Genomic DNA, 18,883 nt, shown 5'->3' with positions numbered 1-18,883 from the left:
ACTCCTGCTGTTTAAGCGGTATTCACCCGCACAATCCTATCCGAAAAGTCTGCAACTTTTCGGGATTATGCGTTCAGCACACGGCCATAAGCGTCGAGTACGCTTTCCTTCATCATTTCCGAAAGGGTCGGATGAGGGAAGACCGAATGCATCAGCTCTTCTTCGGTGGTCTCAAGGTTCATGGCAATCACGAAGCCCTGGATAAGCTCGGTGACTTCCGCACCAACCATATGTGCGCCCAGAAGCTGGCCTGTCTTCTTGTCGAAGATCGTCTTGACCAGACCCTGATCTTCGCCGAGAGCAATCGCCTTGCCGTTGGCCGTGAAGGAATAGCGACCGACACGAATGTCGAAACCCTGTTCCTTGGCCTTGGCTTCCGTCAGGCCAACCGAAGCAACCTGTGGGTTGCAATAGGTGCAGCCCGGGATCTTGCCCTTGTCGAGCGAATGCACATTCGGAACGCCTGCAATCTTTTCGACGCAGATCGTGCCTTCATGCTCGGCCTTGTGCGCCAGCATCGGCGGACCGGCAACGTCGCCAATGGCGTAGATGCCTTCGACATTGGTCTTGCCATAGCCATCAATGACAATGCAGCCGCGATCCGTCTTCACGCCGAGCGCTTCAAGGCCGAGATTCTCGATATTGCCTTGAACGCCAACAGCCGAAATCATCCGGTCGACAGTCAGCTTCTGCACCTTGCCGTCCTTGGTTTCGATGGAGGCCGTGACGTTGTTGGCGCCCTTCTCCACTTTCGTAACCTTGGCGTCGGTGATGATCTTGAGGCCGCGCTTTTCAAGCTGCTTGCGAGCGATGGCGGAGATTTCCGCATCTTCCACCGGCATGATCTGCGGCATCACTTCCACAACCGTCACATCGACGCCCATGTCGTGATAGAACGACGCGAATTCGATGCCGATTGCGCCCGAACCCATGACCAGCATCGACTTTGGCAAGTCCTGCGGCACCATAGCTTCGAAATAGGTCCAGATCAGCTTGCCGTCCGGCTCGATGCCAGGCAGCGCACGCGGACGCGCACCAGTCGCGACGATGATGTGCTTGGCCTTGTAGCTGCCCTCGCCCAGCACGCCCTTCGGCACCGGGTTCTGCGGGAGCATTGGCTGCTTCGTGGTCTTGCCGACGGTGATCTCGGCGGGATTGGAGCCGGAAGCACCCTTGACGAGCTTGGCTTCACCCCAGATCACGTCGATCTTGTTCTTTTTCATGAGGAAGGCGACGCCGCCGTTAAGACGCGCCGAAACGCCGCGCGAACGCTGCACAACAGCTTTCACGTCAGGCGTGATGGTGCCTTCCAGCTTCAGACCGTAGTCCTTGGCATGTTCACCGAAATGCAGAATCTCCGCCGAACGCAGCAGCGCCTTGGTCGGAATACAGCCCCAGTTGAGGCAGATGCCACCCAGATGCTCGCGCTCGACGATTGCCGTCTTGAGGCCCAGCTGCGCAGCACGGATCGCCGTTACATAACCGCCCGGTCCCGATCCAATAACAATAACGTCGTAAATGTCGGCCATAGTTCTTGCCCTTATTCCTGAAAGCGGAAAGGCCGCGCCCATCTAAAAAGAAGGGCGCGGCTTCAATTCCATCAGACCAGCATGCCCATCGGATTTTCGATGTGGCGCTTGAAGGCCTGCGCCAGTTCGGCGGCAAGAGCGCCATCGACTGCGCGGTGATCGGTGGAAAGCGTGACCGACATGACTGTCGCCACTTTCATCTCGCCCTTCTTCACCACGACGCGTTCTTCACCTGCGCCGATTGCGAAAATGGTCGCATGCGGCGGGTTGATGATGGCGGCAAAATCCTTGACGCCGAACATGCCGAGGTTGGAGACCGAGGTCGAACCACCCTGATATTCCTCTGGCTTCAGCTTGCGATCACGCGCGCGCTTGGCCAAATCCTTCATCTCGTTGGAGATGGCGGACAGCGTCTTGTTTTCCGCGTGGCGGACGATTGGCGTAATAAGGCCGCCCGGGATGGAAACGGCAACGCCGACATCCGAACGCTTGTGCTTGATCATGCCGCCTTCGGTCCAGGAAACATTGGCTTCCGGGAGATCACGAAGCGCCAAAGCAGTAGCCTTGATGATCATGTCGTTGACGGAGAGCTTGTAGGCCGGAACCTCCCCCTTCTCTGTCTTGATCATCGGCGAAGCCGCGTTGATCTGTGCGCGAAGCGCCAGAAGTGCATCGAGTTCGCAATCGATCGTCAGATAGAAATGCGGAACGGTCTGCTTCGATTCCACCAGACGACGAGCAATGGTCTTGCGCATGCCGTCATGCGGCACGATTTCGTAAGAACCTTCCTCGAACAGCTTGAGAACGGCATCGTCCGACATCGGCTTGGCAGCAGGAGCACTGGCCGCAGTCTGCGGCGCAGCGGCAGCTGCTTTCGCACCGCCCGACTGAATAGCGGATTCCACATCGCGCTGAACGACGCGGCCATGCGGACCGGTGCCCTTCACTGCGGCGATATCGACGCCGGCGTCCTTGGCAATACGGCGAGCAAGCGGAGAAGCGAAAACGCGTTCTCCCTTCGCAGGTGCCTGTGCGGGCGCAGCGGCTGCCGGAGCAGGCGCTGCAGCAGGTGCAGCGTCCTTCTTGGCTTCGGCCTTTGGCTCTTCCTTCGGAGCCTCGGCTTTTGCTTCAGCCTTGGGAGCGGCAGCGCCGCCGCCCTTTGCTGCTTCCGCGACGTCTTCGCCGTCAGCGGCCAGAATGGCGATCAGCGCGTTGACCTTGACGCCTTCGGTGCCAGCCGGAATAACCAGCTTGGCAACGGTGCCTTCGTCAACAGCCTCGACTTCCATCGTGGCCTTGTCGGTTTCGATCTCGGCAATCACATCGCCGGATGTAACCTTGTCGCCTTCCTTAACCAGCCATTTCGACAGGTTGCCTTCTTCCATCGTGGGAGAAAGCGCTGGCATGGTGATATTGATCGGCATGTCCAGACCCTTTCGTTAAGCGGAGTAGGTCACGGCTTTCACCGCTTCCACGACTTCGGCCACATTCGGCAGCGCCAGCTTTTCGAGATTTGCGGCGTAAGGCATCGGAACGTCCTTGCCCGCAATGGTCAGGATCGGCGCATCGAGATAATCGAAGGCCTGCTGCATGACCCGGGTGGCGATTTCGGTACCAACGGACGACTGCGGATAGCCTTCTTCAACGGTGACGAGGCGACCGGTCTTCTTGACCGATTCCACAACCGTCGGAATATCCATTGGGCGAATGGTGCGCAGATCGATGACTTCAACATCGATGCCCTGCTCCGCCAGTTCTTCAGCAGCCTTGACCGCATAGGTCATGCCGATGCCGAACGAAACGATGGTCGCGTCCTTGCCCTGCTTGTGAATGCGGGCCTTGCCAATCGGCAGAACGAAATCATCAAGCTTCGGCACTTCGAAATGATGACCGTAGAGGATTTCGTTTTCGAGGAAGATGACCGGGTTCGGATCGCGGATTGCAGCCTTGAGAAGACCCTTCGCATCAGCAGCCGAGTAAGGCATAACGACCTTGAGGCCCGGAATCTGGCTGTACCATGCGGCATAGCACTGCGAATGCTGTGCGGCGACGCGTGCAGCAGCGCCCGAAGGACCGCGGAACACCATCGGAGCGCCCATCTGGCCGCCCGACATGTAGAGCGTCTTGGCAGCCGAATTCACGATCTGGTCAATCGCCTGCATGGCGAAGTTGAAGGTCATGAATTCAACAATTGGCTTGAGGCCAGCCATAGCCGCACCAACGCCCACACCGGCAAAGCCATGCTCGGTAATCGGCGTATCGACAACACGGCGCGGGCCGAATTCGTCGAGAAGACCCTGGGTGATCTTGTAAGCGCCCTGATATTCGGCAACTTCTTCACCCATGATGAAGACGTTCTCGTCACGGCGCATTTCTTCGGCCATGGCGTCACGCAGTGCTTCACGCACGGTCATCGAAACCATTTCCGTGCCAGTCGGAATATCAGGATCGGACGCGACTTCAACCTTCGGCGCAGCAGGAACGCTGGCAGCTGGCTTGTCTTCGGTCTTCGGAGCTTCCTTGACTTCTTCTTTCGGCGCTTCAGCCTTGGCAGCCGGAGCCGAACCGATATCGGAAGCGCTTTCACCGTCGCCGAGCAACACGGCGATCGGCGTATTGACCTTCACGCCTTCGGTGCCTTCTGCGATCAGGATCTTGCCGATGACGCCTTCATCGACGGCTTCGACTTCCATCGTCGCCTTGTCGGTTTCGATCTCGGCAATCACGTCACCGGACGTAACCTTGTCGCCTTCCTTTTTCACCCACTTGGAAAGCGTGCCTTCTTCCATGGTCGGAGAAAGGGCGGGCATGAGAATTTCTACGGGCATGACAACACCTTTCCCGAATTAGAGCAGAATATCCGTGTAGAGCTCGGAAACATCCGGCTCCGGATCGTTTTGAGCGAAATCGGCCGAATCAGCGACGATGTCGCGGACTTCCTTGTCGATTTCCTTCAGCTCTTCTTCGGTGGCCCAGTTCTTTTCAATCAGGCGCTGTTTGACCTGCTCGATTGGATCATGCTCCGAACGCATCTTCTGCACTTCGTCCTTCGAGCGATACTTTGCAGGATCGGACATAGAGTGACCGCGATAGCGATAGGTTTCCATTTCGAGAATCAGCGGACCCTTGCCGGAACGCGTCCATTCGGCAGCGAGTGCGGCAGCGGCAGCAACGGCGCGAACATCCATGCCGTCGACCTTGATGCCCGGAACGTTGAACGAAACGCCGCGCTTGGAGAAATCAGTCTCAGCGGAAGAACGCGAAACCGAGGTGCCCATGGCGTAACGGTTGTTTTCGATGACGTAGATCACCGGAAGCTTCCACAGCGATGCCATGTTGAAGGCTTCGTAGACCTGGCCCTGGTTGGCAGCGCCATCGCCGAAATAGGTGACGGAAATGTTGTCATTGCCGCGATACTTGTTCGCAAAGGCAAGACCGGTACCAAGTGGAACCTGAGCGCCGACGATACCGTGACCGCCGTAAAAGCCCTTTTCCTTGGAGAACATGTGCATGGAGCCACCCTTGCCCTTGGAGTAGCCTCCACGGCGTCCGGTCAGCTCGGCCATAACGCCGCGCGCTTCCATGCCTGTTGCCAGCATGTGACCATGGTCGCGATAGGACGTGATGATCTGATCACCTTCCTTCAGCGCGGTCTGCATACCAACGACGACAGCTTCCTGTCCGATATAGAGATGGCAGAAGCCACCAATGAAGCCCATGCCATAAAGCTGGCCGGCTTTTTCTTCGAAACGCCGGATCATCAGCATCTCGCGATAGGCGTGCAGCTCCTGCTCCTTGGTGAAGTTTACAGGCGCAGGTGCCTTGGGGGTAGTGACGGAAGACGTCTGCGTTTTGCCAGCAGGCGCCCTTTTAGCCCTCGGTGCCATATCTCGCTCCCTAAGATTGTCGTTATATTGTGACGTTATACGGGCATATTACAAGATACAATATGCACCCAGAGCATAGCTGCTATGCTACCAAGCCCTTAAAAACATATCACAAAAAGACAATTAACCGGAATTCAGTTAATTCGATCTGTCTTCCCGAGAGGTAATAATTGTCACTTCATCGGGATGGGAGAGATTAAGCGCTCTGCGCGCCTGCTCGTCAAGCATATCCTTTTCAATGGATCCATCACGCAGAAGCCCGACGCGCTTTTCGAGTGCGGCACGCTCGCCGCTGATTTTTTCGAGCTGCTTTGTCAGGTTCGCCTTTTGCTCTTCAAGCTGGATACGGGCGTAAAGCCCGAATTCGCCGTGATAGGCGTGGAAGCCGAAATAGCTGAGAAACGCAGCCGTCAGGATGGGCAAAATAAAGCGCCCACGGATCGATTTACGTTTCTGCTTGGTCCACATTGCGGCTTCCTTCCCGGATGTTTTTGACGGTAGCGAATCTCAAGCTGTAACCGCCAATCCGAATTCCACCATGAAGCATTATTTTGCTTAACAGAGCTTTACCGCAGCCATATGTCAGGGAAAGATTAACCCTATTTTTGTGAAACAGATTAGGTGTTCACAAGACGGTGTATTTTCTAAAATTCACCCTTAAAGAGGGAGATCGGCAATCATGATCAATCCTTGATTGCCGATTTATTCCTTGTCAGACGTCCAAACGATCACACATCGAGAATCGTTGAGAAGCCGCCCATGATCATGCGCTTGCCATCGAAAGGCATCTCGCTGCCCATCGCCGCCATGCGAGGATCACTCATCATCTTCTGATTGGCCGCATCGCGCGTGGCCTTGTCGGGATACTCGAACCAGGAGAAAACCACCTCCTCGTCGTCCGTTGCCTGCACGGCCCGACGGAAGTCAGTCACCTTGCCATCGGGGACATCGTCTCCCCAAGCTTCGACCATGCGCGTGACGCCAAACTCCTTGAACAGTTCGGCAGCGGTCGCGGCATGTTTGCGATAGATTTCCTTGTTCGCTTTAGGAACGGCGACGACGAAACCTTCAATATAAGCCATTTTCTCTCTCCCTTTGATTTCCCCCCCAATACGGCTCGGGTCGGTACAGGATTGAGCCGCTTCATGTCCGCCATTCTGCGCCCAGTTCAGGGCCAGCCAATGGCAACGACAATAACATTGATATCAATATAATTGGGAAGAGTCAAAACCAGGACGGAATGACATATCGATGCGGCCTCAGTCAGGGGCAACGAAAAAGGCGGGCACATGGCCCGCCTTTCATCAATTACTTTATTCCGATTAGAGGAACTTCAGCGCGCTGCGGCCTGCATAGCGAGCCTGCTTGCCCAGTTCTTCTTCGATACGGATGAGCTGGTTGTACTTCGCCGTACGGTCCGAACGGGCCAGCGAGCCGGTCTTGATCTGACCGCAATTCGTGGCAACTGCGAGATCGGCAATGGTCGAATCTTCGGTTTCGCCCGAACGGTGCGACATGACGGCGGTGTAACCGGCCTTGTGCGCGGTTTCGACGGCATCGAGCGTTTCCGACAGCGAACCGATCTGGTTGACCTTCACGAGGATCGAATTGGCAACGCCCATGCGGATACCATCGCGCAGTCGGGCCGAGTTGGTAACAAACAGATCGTCGCCAACCAGCTGGCACTTGTTGCCAACGAGATCGGTCAGGTACTTCCAGCCTTCCCAATCGTCTTCGGCCATGCCGTCTTCAATGCTGACGATCGGATAATCGGCAACGAGCTTGGCCAGATACTTGGCTTGCGCCTTCGGATCGCGGGTCTTGCGTTCGCCTTCATAGACGTAGTTGCCGTCCTTGAAGAACTCGGTCGATGCGCAATCGAGGCCGATGGAAATGTCTTCACCCGGCTTGAAACCGGCCTTTTCGATCGATTCCATAACGAAATCGAGTGCAGCCTGTGCGCTCTTGAGGTTCGGAGCAAAGCCGCCTTCGTCGCCGACATTGGTGTTGTGGCCAGCGTCTTTAAGGCGCTTCTTCAGCGTGTGAAAGACTTCCGAGCCATAACGCACGGCTTCACGGATCGACGATGCGCCAACCGGCAGAATCATGAATTCCTGAAAGTCGATTGGATTGTCGGCATGTGCGCCGCCATTGATGATGTTCATCATCGGCACTGGCAGAATATGTGCATTCGCACCGCCAACATAGCGATAGAGCGGCAGGCCGGTTGCCTGAGCGGCGGCCTTGGCAACAGCCAGCGACACGCCGAGAATGGCGTTGGCGCCGAGATTGCCCTTGTTGGCAGTGCCGTCGAGGTCAATCAGCGTCTGGTCGATGAGCAGCTGGCTTTCAGCATCGAGGCCTGCAATGGCGTCGAAGATCTTGCCATTCACGGCTTCAACAGCCTTTTCCACGCCCTTGCCGAGATAGCGGCTGCCGCCATCGCGCAGTTCTACGGCCTCATGGGCGCCGGTCGATGCGCCGGATGGAACAGCGGCGCGGCCAAAAGAGCCATCTTCAAGCACTACGTCCACTTCGACGGTCGGGTTGCCGCGGCTGTCAAGAATTTCGCGGCCGACGATGTCGATAATTGCAGTCATAGGAGCCAGTCCTTCCCTATAGATCGCTCCGCTTATCCGCGAAGCTGCTGAACAAATCCGATGTGGGCACATCCTTAGCGAAACAAAAGGCGGAGGAAAATCCCCCGCCTTTCACAATTCGCTTTGAATTCCGAGTGTCTGAATCAAAAAGATGGCAGGCAGCGGCGAAAATGGTGATTTCGAGAACCGGAGCGCAGCGTACTTTTGGGTACGTGAGCACCGGAAGCGCAGAAATTGCCATTTGCAGCCCGGCATGACGGCTTTTGGAACAGACACTAAAGCCCCTTGGCAATCCGGTCGAAAGCCACCAGCTTTTCCAGCAATGCTGGCATCTTGTCGATCGGCACCATATTTGGTCCGTCCGACGGCGCATTGTCGGGATCCTGATGGGTTTCAATGAAGAGGCCGGCCACGCCGACAGCCACTGCTGCGCGAGCCAGTGTTTCCACAAATTCGCGCTGTCCGCCTGACGAACCGCCCTGCCCGCCCGGCTGCTGTACCGAATGGGTCGCATCGAACACCACCGGCGCGCCAAGGCCAGCCATGATCGGTAGCGAGCGCATGTCGGAAACCAGCGTATTATAGCCGAAAGACGCGCCGCGCTCGGTTGCGAGCACATTCGGATTGCCGCTTTCGGTGATCTTGGCCAGAACATTCTTCATGTCCCAAGGCGCCAGAAACTGGCCCTTCTTGACATTGACCACGCGGCCCGTCTTTGCGGCGGCGATCAGCAGGTCGGTCTGGCGGCAAAGGAAGGCTGGAATCTGAAGCACATCAACAACCGGTGCGACGGCAGCGCATTGTTCTTCCGTGTGAATATCGGTCAGAACCGGAAAGCCGAATTCCTTTTTCAGATCGGCAAAGACTTCCAGCGCCTTTTCGAGACCGATACCGCGTTCTGCTTTCAGCGACGTGCGGTTGGCCTTGTCGAAGCTGGACTTGTAGACGAGACCGATACCCAGCTTGTCGGTGATTTCCTTCAGGCGGCCTGCCATATCGAAGGCATGCTCCCGCGTTTCCATCTGGCAGGGGCCAGCGATCAGCGCGAAACGCGCGCTGTTGGAGAAGGTAACATTACCGACTTTGACGGAGGAATTGGCGGTCGTCATTTACTCAACACCTTCAAATACGAACAACGTACCCTGGCCCTTAGCCGGAGAAACGATGATACGGCCATCTCTTTTCAGAAACGTGACACCATTGCGGTCAAGAAGCTGCTCGACTGTCAAAAGTGAAGCAACCGTGAAGACCAGTCCCGCAAGCCGCAAACCACGGCCATGCAGTTCTGGCAACCATCCAAAGCTCTGTTCAAACTGTTTGGAAGGAAGGATCTCTATATCGGCATTGCCAGCGGTGATTTCCAGAGAACCACCGTCGTGCTTGCGCGCAGGCGCATGAAACACACCTTGCAGCAATTCCGAAAACTCTGCCGGATTTTCCTCGCAGATCAGGATTTTGCGCAGGCCGGTGACGCCATTCTCATGCGCAATCAGATGCGAACGATCCGTTTTCGGATAGGCCAATCGCTGGCAACAGAAGAAAAAAGCATCGGGCGCACGCAAATCCGCAGCAAAAGCCAGACGGAAACTCGCGATCTCGCGCTTGCCTTCCCGGCTGAGAAACGCGCGGGAAAACTCGACCATACGGCCACCTGAAACCCCACGCCTTTTGAACTCGGCATGATCGGCGCGGGCATCATCGGTCTTGAAGGCTATTCCTGAAAAGCCGTCCTGTCCGCTACGGAAGCGGTAGGCCTGATCGCGGAGAATGAAACTATTCGAGCGACGGGCGGCGGCCACATAAAGCGGTTCGCGGTCGACTGCCAGCATTTCCAGATAGGTGTCGTCAGCAAAAAAGCTGCACACATTGGCGGTGCCGAATGGATGCTGGGCATTCGGGGCCACTGTAAATCCCAAGAGGGAAAGTCTCGCGCGCGCTTCGTCCAGTTGTTCAACCGGCAGAACCAGATGGTCGACCGAACGAGCGTTGCGCGCGAGATCGCTATTCATGCATCAAACCAGACGGCTTTGTTCAATCGCCGCTTCGATGAACGAAGCGAAGAGCGGATGCGGTTCGAACGGACGGGACTTCAGTTCCGGATGGTACTGAACGCCGATGAACCATGGATGGTCAGGGTATTCGACCGTTTCCGGCAGAACGCCATCCGGCGACATGCCTGCGAAATTGAGGCCAGCCTCTTCGAGACGCGCCTTATAGTCGACATTGACTTCGTAGCGGTGACGGTGACGCTCGAAAATATCGGTCGAACCGTAGATTTCCGCAATCTTGGAACCCGGAGCAAGGGCTGCTTCATAGGCGCCAAGACGCATCGTGCCACCAAGATCGCCCGCTGCTGCGCGCTTCTCGAGCATGTTGCCCTTGAGCCATTCGGTCATAAGACCAACAACCGGCTCCTTGGTCGGGCCGAACTCGGTCGAAGACGCGTTTTCGATACCAACCAGATTACGCGCTGCTTCAATGCAGGCCATCTGCATGCCGAAGCAAATGCCGAAATACGGAACTTTCCGCTCACGAGCAAACTTCGCCGCAAGAATCTTGCCCTCTGCGCCACGCTCGCCAAAGCCACCCGGCACCAGAATGCCGTGAACCTTTTCAAGATGCGGAGCCGGATCTTCACTTTCAAAGACTTCGGCTTCGATCCAGTCGAGATTGACCTTCACCTTGTTGGCAAGGCCACCGTGATAAAGCGCTTCGATCAGCGACTTATACGCGTCCTTCAGACCCGTATATTTGCCGACGATAGCGATGGTGACTTCGCCTTCCGGATTGTGCAGGCGATGGGAAACTTCTTCCCAGCGATCCATGCGCGGCTTTGGAGCCGGGTCGATACCGAACGCCGAAAGGACTTCCGAATCGAGGCCTTCCTTGTGGTAAGCAATCGGCACATCATAGATCGTTGCCACGTCGAGCGCCTGGATAACGGCGCTTTCACGCACGTTACAGAACAGCGACAGCTTGCGGCGTTCGGATTCCGGAATTTCACGGTCCGCACGCACCAGAAGAATATCCGGAGCAATACCGATAGACCGCAGTTCCTTGACCGAATGCTGCGTTGGCTTGGTCTTGAGTTCGCCCGCCGCCGGGATATACGGCATCAGCGTCAGATGGATGTAAACCGCTGCTCCGCGTGGCAATTCATTGCCAAGCTGACGGATCGCTTCGAGGAACGGCATGGCTTCGATGTCGCCAACAGTGCCGCCGATTTCGCACAGGACGAAATCATAATCCTCGTTGCCCTCGAGAACAAAGTTCTTGATCTCGTCAGTAACGTGCGGAATGACCTGAACCGTCGCGCCGAGATAGTCGCCGCGGCGTTCCTTTTCGATGATGTTACGGTAGATGCGACCGGTGGTGATATTGTCCTGCTTGTTGGCAGGACGACCGGTGAACCGCTCGTAATGACCGAGATCGAGGTCGGTTTCGGCACCATCGTCAGTGACGAACACCTCACCATGCTGGTAAGGCGACATCGTGCCGGGATCGACGTTCAGATAAGGGTCGAGTTTACGGATACGCACGCGGTAACCGCGTGCCTGAAGGAGTGCAGCCAGTGCTGCAGCAGCTATGCCTTTTCCAAGGGAAGAAACCACGCCGCCAGTGATGAAAACATATCGCGCCATGGGCTTATCTCGTTAGACTTTCTTAATTGATTCCGCCACAAAAAAATGCGCCTCGAAGTGATTTTTCACCGAAGCGATGCGGTAATCGTTGTTGAACCCAGACATGCCACCCCAAAACGGAACGTTTGGAGAGCGACACGAGACCTTCAGCGTATTGCACGAATGTGAACGCCATACGCTGAACATGACCGGAGCACGACCTCCGGAGCGAATACGTAGTAACGTCTTAATGGCCCCTGCCCGACATTTCCATGCCGAAGCCCGAAATCCACAGATAAGGCCTCAACCGAGGCACAGCGTCATGGATGGAACGGCCAAAGAAAAACCGGGCCCAAAAGCCCGGCCATTTATCAGATCGTCAATATGGATCAGAGAACGACGACTTCGGTGCCGAGACCGACGCGCTCGTAAAGATCCATGACATCTTCATTGATCATACGGAAGCAGCCGTTCGAAGCGGAGCTGCCGATAGTCCATGGCTGAACCGTGCCGTGAATACGGACATAGGTATCCTTGTTGCCCTGGAACAGATACATGGCGCGCGAGCCGAGCGGATTGCCCGGACCGCCATCCATACCGTTCTTGAAGCGACCGTAATGGCCCGGATCACGCTCGACCATTTCCTTGGTCGGGATCCAGCGCGGCCATTCACGCTTGGCGTTGATCGTAGCGGAACCCTTGAACTCAAGACCCTGCTTGCCAACTGCGATGCCATAGCGGCGCGCGGTCGTCGAGGTTTCCACATAATAGAGGAAGCGCTGCTTCGGATCGATCACGATGGTGCCCGGCTTGTAGCCCGTGAAGGCCACTTCCTGCGCGCGGAACTTTGGATCGATATTGTACTTGTTGGCCTTCACACCGGCATTGCCGTTGGAAGCGCTCTTTTTCTTCTTCTTCGGCTTGTCCGGATTGGCCTTGGCGTCGCTCGAAAGCGCAACCTGCTGCACGTTAGCGGCAGCGGCTTCATTCAGCTGTGCCTCGGCACCGACCGGCGAAGCGGCAAAAGCCGGCGCGGAAACTCCAACGCAAAGGCTTGCAATGCCAGCCATAAGAATACGACGTGAAAACATGATCAGTTCCCGAAAATTCAAGCACAAGCGGAAAATAGCTGCCGCAACTCTGCGACCAAGCTTTCGCTTTCCATACTGTAAACGCAGGTACGACTCAATTCGTTGCAACGGTTGTGCAATGCGATTCGTGAAAGCCTATTGCCTGCTTGCAACACTTTGCAATTTGACGGTTAACAAAAAGAAAACCGGCCCAGTGGGCCGGTTTCACAATCTCTTGATTCATAGAGCTCTTTTTACTGTGAGCTCGGAACCGGGTTGGCCGGAGCTTCCGGCGTAGCCGGTGCCTGCGGTGCGGTGGTTCCCGTCGGAGCGGCTGGAGCAGCGCCCGGTGCAGCGGGTGCAGTCCCATTCGAGTCGGTGCGCGAAGACTCGCCACCAAGCTGATTGAGAATGCCGCCGCCAGTGCCGTTGCCGCCTGCCGGAGCCGTCTGGCTGCCGGATGCTGCCGGAATACGGTTCAGAATGTCGGTCGGGCGTTCGCCATAACGCGCCATGATGCCGAGAACCAGCGACGTCGCGAAAAAGCCGATTGCCAGAATGGCAGTCGTACGGGTGAGCGCATTGGCTGCACCCCGCGCCGTCATGAAGCCAGAACCGCCGCCAATGCCAAGGCCGCCGCCTTCAGAGCGCTGGATAAGCACAACGCCGACAAGCGCCAGCACGATCAACAAATGAATGACAATGAGTACGGTTTGCATGGGTAACGGTCTTTACGTCCCTGAACTAAAGCAATTTCAGGACACATCACATGAACATGTCCAGACTGCAGACAGAATAGATGCGGCTCTTTACACGCTATTGCGTGATAATCCAAGCCCCGCCGCCCAAGTTAGAGCACGGCAGGGCAAGGCACCGCTTAAAGGTTGCGATAGGTCTCGCATATGGCGAGGAAGTCGGTCGCCTTCAAGCTCGCACCGCCAACAAGTGCACCGTCCACATCGGCAATGCCGAGCAGTTCGGTGGAGTTGGACGGCTTGACCGAACCGCCATAGAGAAGACGCAGATGCGCGCCCTTGGCTCCGAAGCGCTCGGTCAGCTGCTCGCGCATGAAGGCATGAGCGGCGCGGACATCCTGCACCGTCGGTGTCAGGCCCGTGCCAATCGCCCATACAGGCTCATAGGCAATGATGGTGTTTTCGGCGGTCAGCCCATCCGGCAGGGAACCTGCAAGCTGCGAGCCGATGACTTCGAGTGTGCGTTCCGACTTGCGTTCGTCAGCCGTTTCGCCGACGCAAACGATGGTCACAAGACCTGCTGCCCAGGCGGCTTCGGTCTTTGCCTTCACAACATCGTTGGTTTCGCAGTGATCGGTGCGGCGCTCGGAATGACCGATGATGACATGGGTTGCGCCCGCTTCTTTCAGCATTTCAGCCGAAATATCGCCGGTATGCGCACCGGAAACCTTCGAGTGGCTGTCCTGTCCGCCGAGGCCGACCGTGGTTTCGCCAGAGAGCGTTTCGGCAGCGCGTGACAAAAGAGTAGCAGGCACACAGATCACGGCATCGAGTTTTCTGCCGAAATCGGAGCTCAGACCGGCTGCAATCGCGCGCAGTTCGGTGAGAGATTCTCCCGTGCCATTCATCTTCCAGTTGCCAGCGACCAACGGACGGATACCCGGAGTCATTGTATTCTCCTCGCCTTTGTAAACGGCAGGCGCTTCCAGCGAATAACGCATGGCTGCGCCGAATTTTGCCACTGACTAAGCATATTCGTGTCGCAATGCAAATGTTCTTGGTTGCAGAGCCTCAATGAGACCTTGCATATGGGGCTTGCTTGGGGTTATCCCCTGAACGGTTCAATTCAATGACTGGCTCAACTCAACCAAAGCCGAGCTTTATATCATAATCGAAGGGTTTCCCATGCTCGACAGCCTGCGCTCTGCCTCTCGCTCCTGGATCTCCAAGCTTCTGCTTGGTGTGCTCGTCCTGAGCTTCGGCGTCTGGGGTATCGCGGATGTTTTCCGCGGTGGCATGACAGGCAATGCCGCGCTGACAGCAGGCGGTTCCGAAGTCAGCGCGACCGACTACCGCTTCGCTTATGAACAGCAGGTCATGCGCCTGTCGCAGCAGTTCCGCCAGCGTCTGACGCGGGAACAGGCAAAATCTATCGGCGTTGAAAACCAGGTTCTGGCGCAGCTCGCAGCCGGCGTCGTGCTCGATGAAGGCGCACGCAACATGCAGCTCGGCCTGTCGAAGGACGGCATTGCGCGCTTGACGGCGGAAGACCCGGCTTTCCAGGATGCCAGCGGCAATTTCAACCGCGCGCAGTTTGATGCGGTTTTGCGCCAGTCTGGCATTCGCGCCCAGGATTATCTCGAAAATCGCGCCAAGGTTGCCCGCCGCCAGCAGATGGTCGAAGCGGCGACCGATGGCATCAAGATGCCTGACGCGATGCTCAAGGCACTGGCGCTTTATCAGGGCGAAAGCCGCAGCGTCGACTACATCACCATTACTGTGGAAAAATCAGACGCGATCCCTGCCCCGTCGGACGACGCCCTCAAGGCCTATTTCGATGCGCATAAAGATGAGTACAAGGCGCCTGAATACCGCAAGGTCACCTATGTCAAGCTGGAGCCAGCCGACATTGCCGATCCGGCTGCCGTGACGCAGGAAGAAATCAACGAATATTACGAGAAGAACAAGGCGCGCTACGGCACGATCGAGCAGCGCACCATCGAGCAGATCAGCTTTGCGGATGAAGCTGCGGCCAATGCAGCGCAGGAAAAGATTGCCGCTGGCACCAGCTTCCTCGATATCGGCAAGGAACAGGGCAAGACCGAAGACGATCTGAAGCTCGGCACCTTCGAGAAAAGCGCCATTCCTGACCAGACCATCGCCGATGCAGCCTTTGCGCTGGCGGAAAACGGCGTAAGCCCTGTCGTCAAGGGCGGTTTCGGCCCGGTCATTCTGCGCGTTACCAAGATCGACCCGGCGCATGTCAAGCCGCTCTCGGAAGTTGAAGCTGAAATCCGCACGACCCTTGCCAACAACATCGCGGCAAGCAGCATCAGCGGCATTCACGACTCCTACGAGCAGCAGCGCTCTGATGGTGCATCGATGGCCGATGTCGCCAAGGGCCTGAGCCTCAAGACCGTTACCATCGATGCAGTCGATACCGAAGGCAACGACCCGTCCGGCAAGCCGGTTGAACTGCCGAACGGACAGGCGCTTCTGGCCGCTGCTTTCCAGGCGGAACAGGGCTTTGACAATGACGCACTGACCATGGGCAATGTCGGCTATCTCTGGTACCAGATCGATGGCGTCACCCCTGCCCGCGACCGTACCCTCGACGAAGTCAAGGACAAGGTTGTGGCTGCATGGAAGGGTGAAGAAGCCGTCAAGCGCCTCAATCAGCGTCTGGAAGACCTGAAGAAGCGTCTCGATGGCGGCGCAACGCTTGATGCGATTGCATCCGAGCTTGGCCTTGAAAAGCAGACCAAGCGTGGCGTGACCCGCTCGACGAACGATGCGGATATCGGCTCGGCTGCGGCAGCGCAGATTTTCCGCGGCCCGAACGGGTTCACCGGCACCGCGGCAGCGCCTTCCGACGACGCGCAGATTCTCTTCAAGGTGACGGAAGTGACCGAACCAGCAAGTGCCGGTCCGGACACCATTTCTGAACAGCAGCGCAACTATCTGTCGACCGCTCTTTCCGACGATGTGCTGGAACAGATGGTTGGAGAATTGCAGAAGCAGTATCCGGTGAAGATCAACCAGACCGTCATCAACAATGCTCTCGCATTCTAGGTTCTGCTGAGCACAGCTCCCTAACGCGAGAATTCACATAAACAAGCGGCAGAAAGAAAATGGCTGATCTGAAACCATACATCGCGAAAGCGGCCTCCGGCGAACCACTGTCGCAGGAGGATTCCAAGGCCGCGTTCGACATCATGATGTCCGGTCAGGCAACGCCTTCGCAGATCGGCGGCTTTCTGATGGCTTTGCGCGTGCGTGGCGAAACCGTGCCGGAAATCGTCGGCGCAGTCGCTTCCATGCGGTCGCGCATGCTGCCGGTCGTCGCCCCTTCAAACGCCATCGACATTGTCGGCACGGGCGGCGATCAGTCCGGTTCCTATAATGTTTCGTCCTGCTCGGCCTTCGTCGTGGCTGGCGCTGGCGTACCGGTCGCGAAGCACGGCAACCGCGCCCTGTCCTCGCGCTCCGGCGCTGCAGACACGCTTGCCGCACTTGGCGTCAATATCGAAGCCGATGCGGAAACAATCGGCCGTAGCGCCCGGGAAGCCGGTCTCGGCTTCATGTTCGCCCCGATGCACCATTCCGCCATGCGCCACGTCGGCCCTTCCCGCGTCGAGCTTGGAACGCGCACGATTTTCAACATACTTGGACCGCTCGCCAACCCGGCAAGCGTGAAGCGCCAGCTTTTGGGCGTATTTGCGGCCCAGTGGGTTGAGCCTCTGGCGCATGTGCTCAACGAGCTTGGCATGGAAGCCGTCTGGGTCGTCTATGGCGACGGCCTTGATGAGATGACCACCGCTGGCACCACGCAGATCGCGGCGCTTGAAAACGGCACTGTCCGCACGTTCACAATCACGCCTGAGGAAGTCGGTTTACGCCGTTGCAAGCCGGAAGAGCTGAAAGGTGGCGATGCTGCGGAGAACGCCAAGGCGCTGATCGCCGTTCTCGAAGGCGCCAAGAACGCCTATCGCGACATCGTGCTTCTCAACTCCGCCGCTGCGCTCGTGATCGCAGGCAAGGCCGAGGATCTGAAGGACGGCATCGCTCAGGCAGCCCATTCCATTGATAGCGGCGCGGCATTGGCCGTTTTGCAAAAAGTAATCGCTGTCTCAAACGACAAGACAGTCTGACGAGAGGAAGCGCATCATGTCCACCGACATTCTCCGTAAGATCGAAGTCTATAAGCGCGAGGAAATCGCTGCTGCCAAGGCGTGTCACACGGTTGAAGACCTGAAGGCGCGCGCCAAGGATCAGGCCGCACCACGCGGTTTTCTCAAGGCGCTTGAAGCGAAACGTGCAGCCGATCAGTTTGCACTGATCGCTGAAATCAAGAAGGCCAGCCCTTCCAAAGGTTTGATCCGCCCGGATTTCAATCCGCCAGCACTGGCAAAAGCCTATGAAGACGGTGGCGCTGCCTGCCTTTCAGTTCTGACCGATACGCCATCCTTCCAGGGCGCGCCGGAATTCCTGATGGCAGCGCGAGAAGCATGCAGCCTGCCTGCTTTGCGCAAGGATTTCCTGTTCGACACCTATCAGGTCTATGAAGCGCGCAGCTGGGGTGCGGACTGCATTCTGATCATCCTCGCAAGCGTCGATGACGATCTGGCCAGGGCACTGGAAGAAACCGCTTTCGAACTCGGTATGGATGCGCTCCTCGAAGTGCATGACGAGGCCGAAATGGAACGTGCGCTCAAGCTTTCTTCGCGTCTGCTGGGCGTCAACAATCGCAACCTACGCACGTTTGAAGTCAGCCTGACCGTTTCCGAACGCCTGTCGAAAACGGCCCCTGCCGACCGTCTGCTGGTTGGCGAAAGCGGCATCTTCACCCATGACGATTGCCTGCGTCTGGAAAAGTCCGGCATCGGCACGTTCCTCATCGGCGAAAGCCTGATGCGCAAGGACGATGTTGCCGCCGCCACGCGCGAGCTTCTGACCGGCAAGGCTTAATGTCATGACCTCGGATGCGGCCAAGCTCACCCATCTCGACCAGACCGGCGCTGCCAATATGGTGGATGTCGGCGCCAAGGATGAGACGGAGCGGCAGGCCGTTGCCGAAGGCAGCGTGACCATGAAACCGGAAACGCTGGCGCTCATTCTGGCGGGCGATGCAGCCAAGGGCGATGTGATCGGCACAGCGCGTCTTGCAGGCATCATGGCTGCGAAAAGAACCGCCGACCTCATTCCGCTTTGCCATCCACTCATGCTGAGCAAGGTCGCGGTGGATATAGTCCCGGATCACGCATTGCCCGGTCTGCGCGTGCGTGCGCTTGCCAAACTGAACGGCCGCACTGGCGTTGAAATGGAAGCGCTCACAGCCGTTTCCGTGACGTGCCTGACGATCTATGACATGGCCAAGGCTGTCGATCGCCATATGGAAATCGGCAATATTCGCGTTGTGGAAAAGAGCGGTGGCAAGTCCGGCGACTGGAAGGTCTGAAGCGGCCTCACAAAACTGAGTTCG

Annotated in this window: 17 protein-coding genes; 4 read left to right on the top strand and 13 right to left on the bottom strand. The window is 57.1% G+C overall.

The window, feature by feature from the left end; genetic code table 11:
* Positions 1–65: 65 nt before the first annotated feature.
* The 13 genes from lpdA to tpiA form a co-directional block, all read right to left on the bottom strand.
* The gene (lpdA, locus tag FHW00_RS21490; protein ID WP_078340406.1) at positions 66–1,529 is read right to left on the bottom strand and encodes a dihydrolipoyl dehydrogenase; all 1,464 of its coding nucleotides are present in this window, start codon (positions 1,527–1,529) and stop codon (positions 66–68) included.
* Between the two features lie 71 nt (positions 1,530–1,600).
* Positions 1,601–2,953, bottom strand: a complete 1,353-nt coding sequence (locus FHW00_RS21485) for a pyruvate dehydrogenase complex dihydrolipoamide acetyltransferase (RefSeq protein ID WP_078340405.1) — start codon at positions 2,951–2,953, stop codon at positions 1,601–1,603.
* Between the two features lie 15 nt (positions 2,954–2,968).
* Positions 2,969–4,357: a pyruvate dehydrogenase complex E1 component subunit beta gene (locus FHW00_RS21480; RefSeq protein ID WP_078340404.1), complete on the bottom strand. Its 1,389-nt coding sequence runs from the start codon at positions 4,355–4,357 to the stop codon at positions 2,969–2,971.
* An 18-nt stretch (positions 4,358–4,375) separates the two neighbouring features.
* The gene (gene pdhA / locus FHW00_RS21475) at positions 4,376–5,416 is read right to left on the bottom strand and encodes a pyruvate dehydrogenase (acetyl-transferring) E1 component subunit alpha (RefSeq protein WP_078340403.1); all 1,041 of its coding nucleotides are present in this window, start codon (positions 5,414–5,416) and stop codon (positions 4,376–4,378) included.
* Between the two features lie 138 nt (positions 5,417–5,554).
* The gene (locus tag FHW00_RS21470) at positions 5,555–5,884 is read right to left on the bottom strand and encodes an FtsB family cell division protein (RefSeq protein ID WP_078340402.1); all 330 of its coding nucleotides are present in this window, start codon (positions 5,882–5,884) and stop codon (positions 5,555–5,557) included.
* Between the two features lie 260 nt (positions 5,885–6,144).
* A complete protein-coding gene (locus tag FHW00_RS21465) occupies positions 6,145–6,498 on the bottom strand; it encodes a DUF1428 domain-containing protein (protein WP_078340401.1) in 354 nt (117 codons plus the stop codon).
* 240 nt (positions 6,499–6,738) lie between these two features.
* Positions 6,739–8,016, bottom strand: a complete 1,278-nt coding sequence (gene eno, locus FHW00_RS21460; RefSeq protein WP_078340400.1) for a phosphopyruvate hydratase — start codon at positions 8,014–8,016, stop codon at positions 6,739–6,741.
* Between the two features lie 275 nt (positions 8,017–8,291).
* On the bottom strand, positions 8,292–9,125 hold the full coding sequence (kdsA, locus tag FHW00_RS21455) for a 3-deoxy-8-phosphooctulonate synthase (protein WP_078340399.1): 834 nt from the start codon (positions 9,123–9,125) through the stop codon (positions 8,292–8,294).
* Positions 9,126–10,025, bottom strand: a complete 900-nt coding sequence (locus FHW00_RS21450; RefSeq protein WP_078340398.1) for a VOC family protein — start codon at positions 10,023–10,025, stop codon at positions 9,126–9,128.
* A gap of 3 nt (positions 10,026–10,028) precedes the next feature.
* Positions 10,029–11,657: a CTP synthase gene (locus FHW00_RS21445; protein ID WP_078340397.1), complete on the bottom strand. Its 1,629-nt coding sequence runs from the start codon at positions 11,655–11,657 to the stop codon at positions 10,029–10,031.
* A gap of 368 nt (positions 11,658–12,025) precedes the next feature.
* Complete coding sequence (locus FHW00_RS21440) at positions 12,026–12,727, bottom strand: L,D-transpeptidase (RefSeq protein ID WP_078340396.1); 702 nt, start codon at positions 12,725–12,727, stop codon at positions 12,026–12,028.
* Positions 12,728–12,960: 233 nt separating this feature from the next.
* Positions 12,961–13,425 carry a preprotein translocase subunit SecG gene (gene secG, locus FHW00_RS21435; protein WP_078340395.1) on the bottom strand — a complete coding sequence of 155 codons (465 nt, stop codon included), beginning with the start codon at positions 13,423–13,425 and terminating at the stop codon, positions 12,961–12,963.
* Positions 13,426–13,583: 158 nt separating this feature from the next.
* Positions 13,584–14,351 carry a triose-phosphate isomerase gene (gene tpiA / locus FHW00_RS21430; RefSeq protein ID WP_078340456.1) on the bottom strand — a complete coding sequence of 256 codons (768 nt, stop codon included), beginning with the start codon at positions 14,349–14,351 and terminating at the stop codon, positions 13,584–13,586.
* Positions 14,352–14,586: 235 nt separating this feature from the next.
* Between tpiA and FHW00_RS21425 the strand changes: the two genes are divergently transcribed.
* The 4 genes from FHW00_RS21425 to moaC are packed head-to-tail and all read left to right on the top strand — an operon-like array spanning position 14,587 to position 18,859.
* On the top strand, positions 14,587–16,473 hold the full coding sequence (locus FHW00_RS21425; protein WP_078340394.1) for a peptidyl-prolyl cis-trans isomerase: 1,887 nt from the start codon (positions 14,587–14,589) through the stop codon (positions 16,471–16,473).
* Between the two features lie 59 nt (positions 16,474–16,532).
* Positions 16,533–17,552, top strand: a complete 1,020-nt coding sequence (trpD, locus tag FHW00_RS21420) for an anthranilate phosphoribosyltransferase (RefSeq protein WP_078340393.1) — start codon at positions 16,533–16,535, stop codon at positions 17,550–17,552.
* Between the two features lie 16 nt (positions 17,553–17,568).
* The gene (gene trpC, locus FHW00_RS21415) at positions 17,569–18,369 is read left to right on the top strand and encodes an indole-3-glycerol phosphate synthase TrpC (RefSeq protein ID WP_078340392.1); all 801 of its coding nucleotides are present in this window, start codon (positions 17,569–17,571) and stop codon (positions 18,367–18,369) included.
* Between the two features lie 4 nt (positions 18,370–18,373).
* Positions 18,374–18,859, top strand: coding sequence for a cyclic pyranopterin monophosphate synthase MoaC (gene moaC / locus FHW00_RS21410; RefSeq protein WP_078340391.1), 486 nt, complete (start codon positions 18,374–18,376; stop codon positions 18,857–18,859).
* Positions 18,860–18,883 lie beyond the last annotated feature (24 nt).

The sequence above is a fragment of the Ochrobactrum sp. P6BSIII genome (assembly GCF_014138065.1).
Classification (GTDB): Bacteria; Pseudomonadota; Alphaproteobacteria; order Rhizobiales; family Rhizobiaceae; genus Brucella.
The sequence above is the reverse complement of the archived record's forward strand: the minus strand, read 5'-3'. Positions and strand labels throughout refer to the sequence as shown.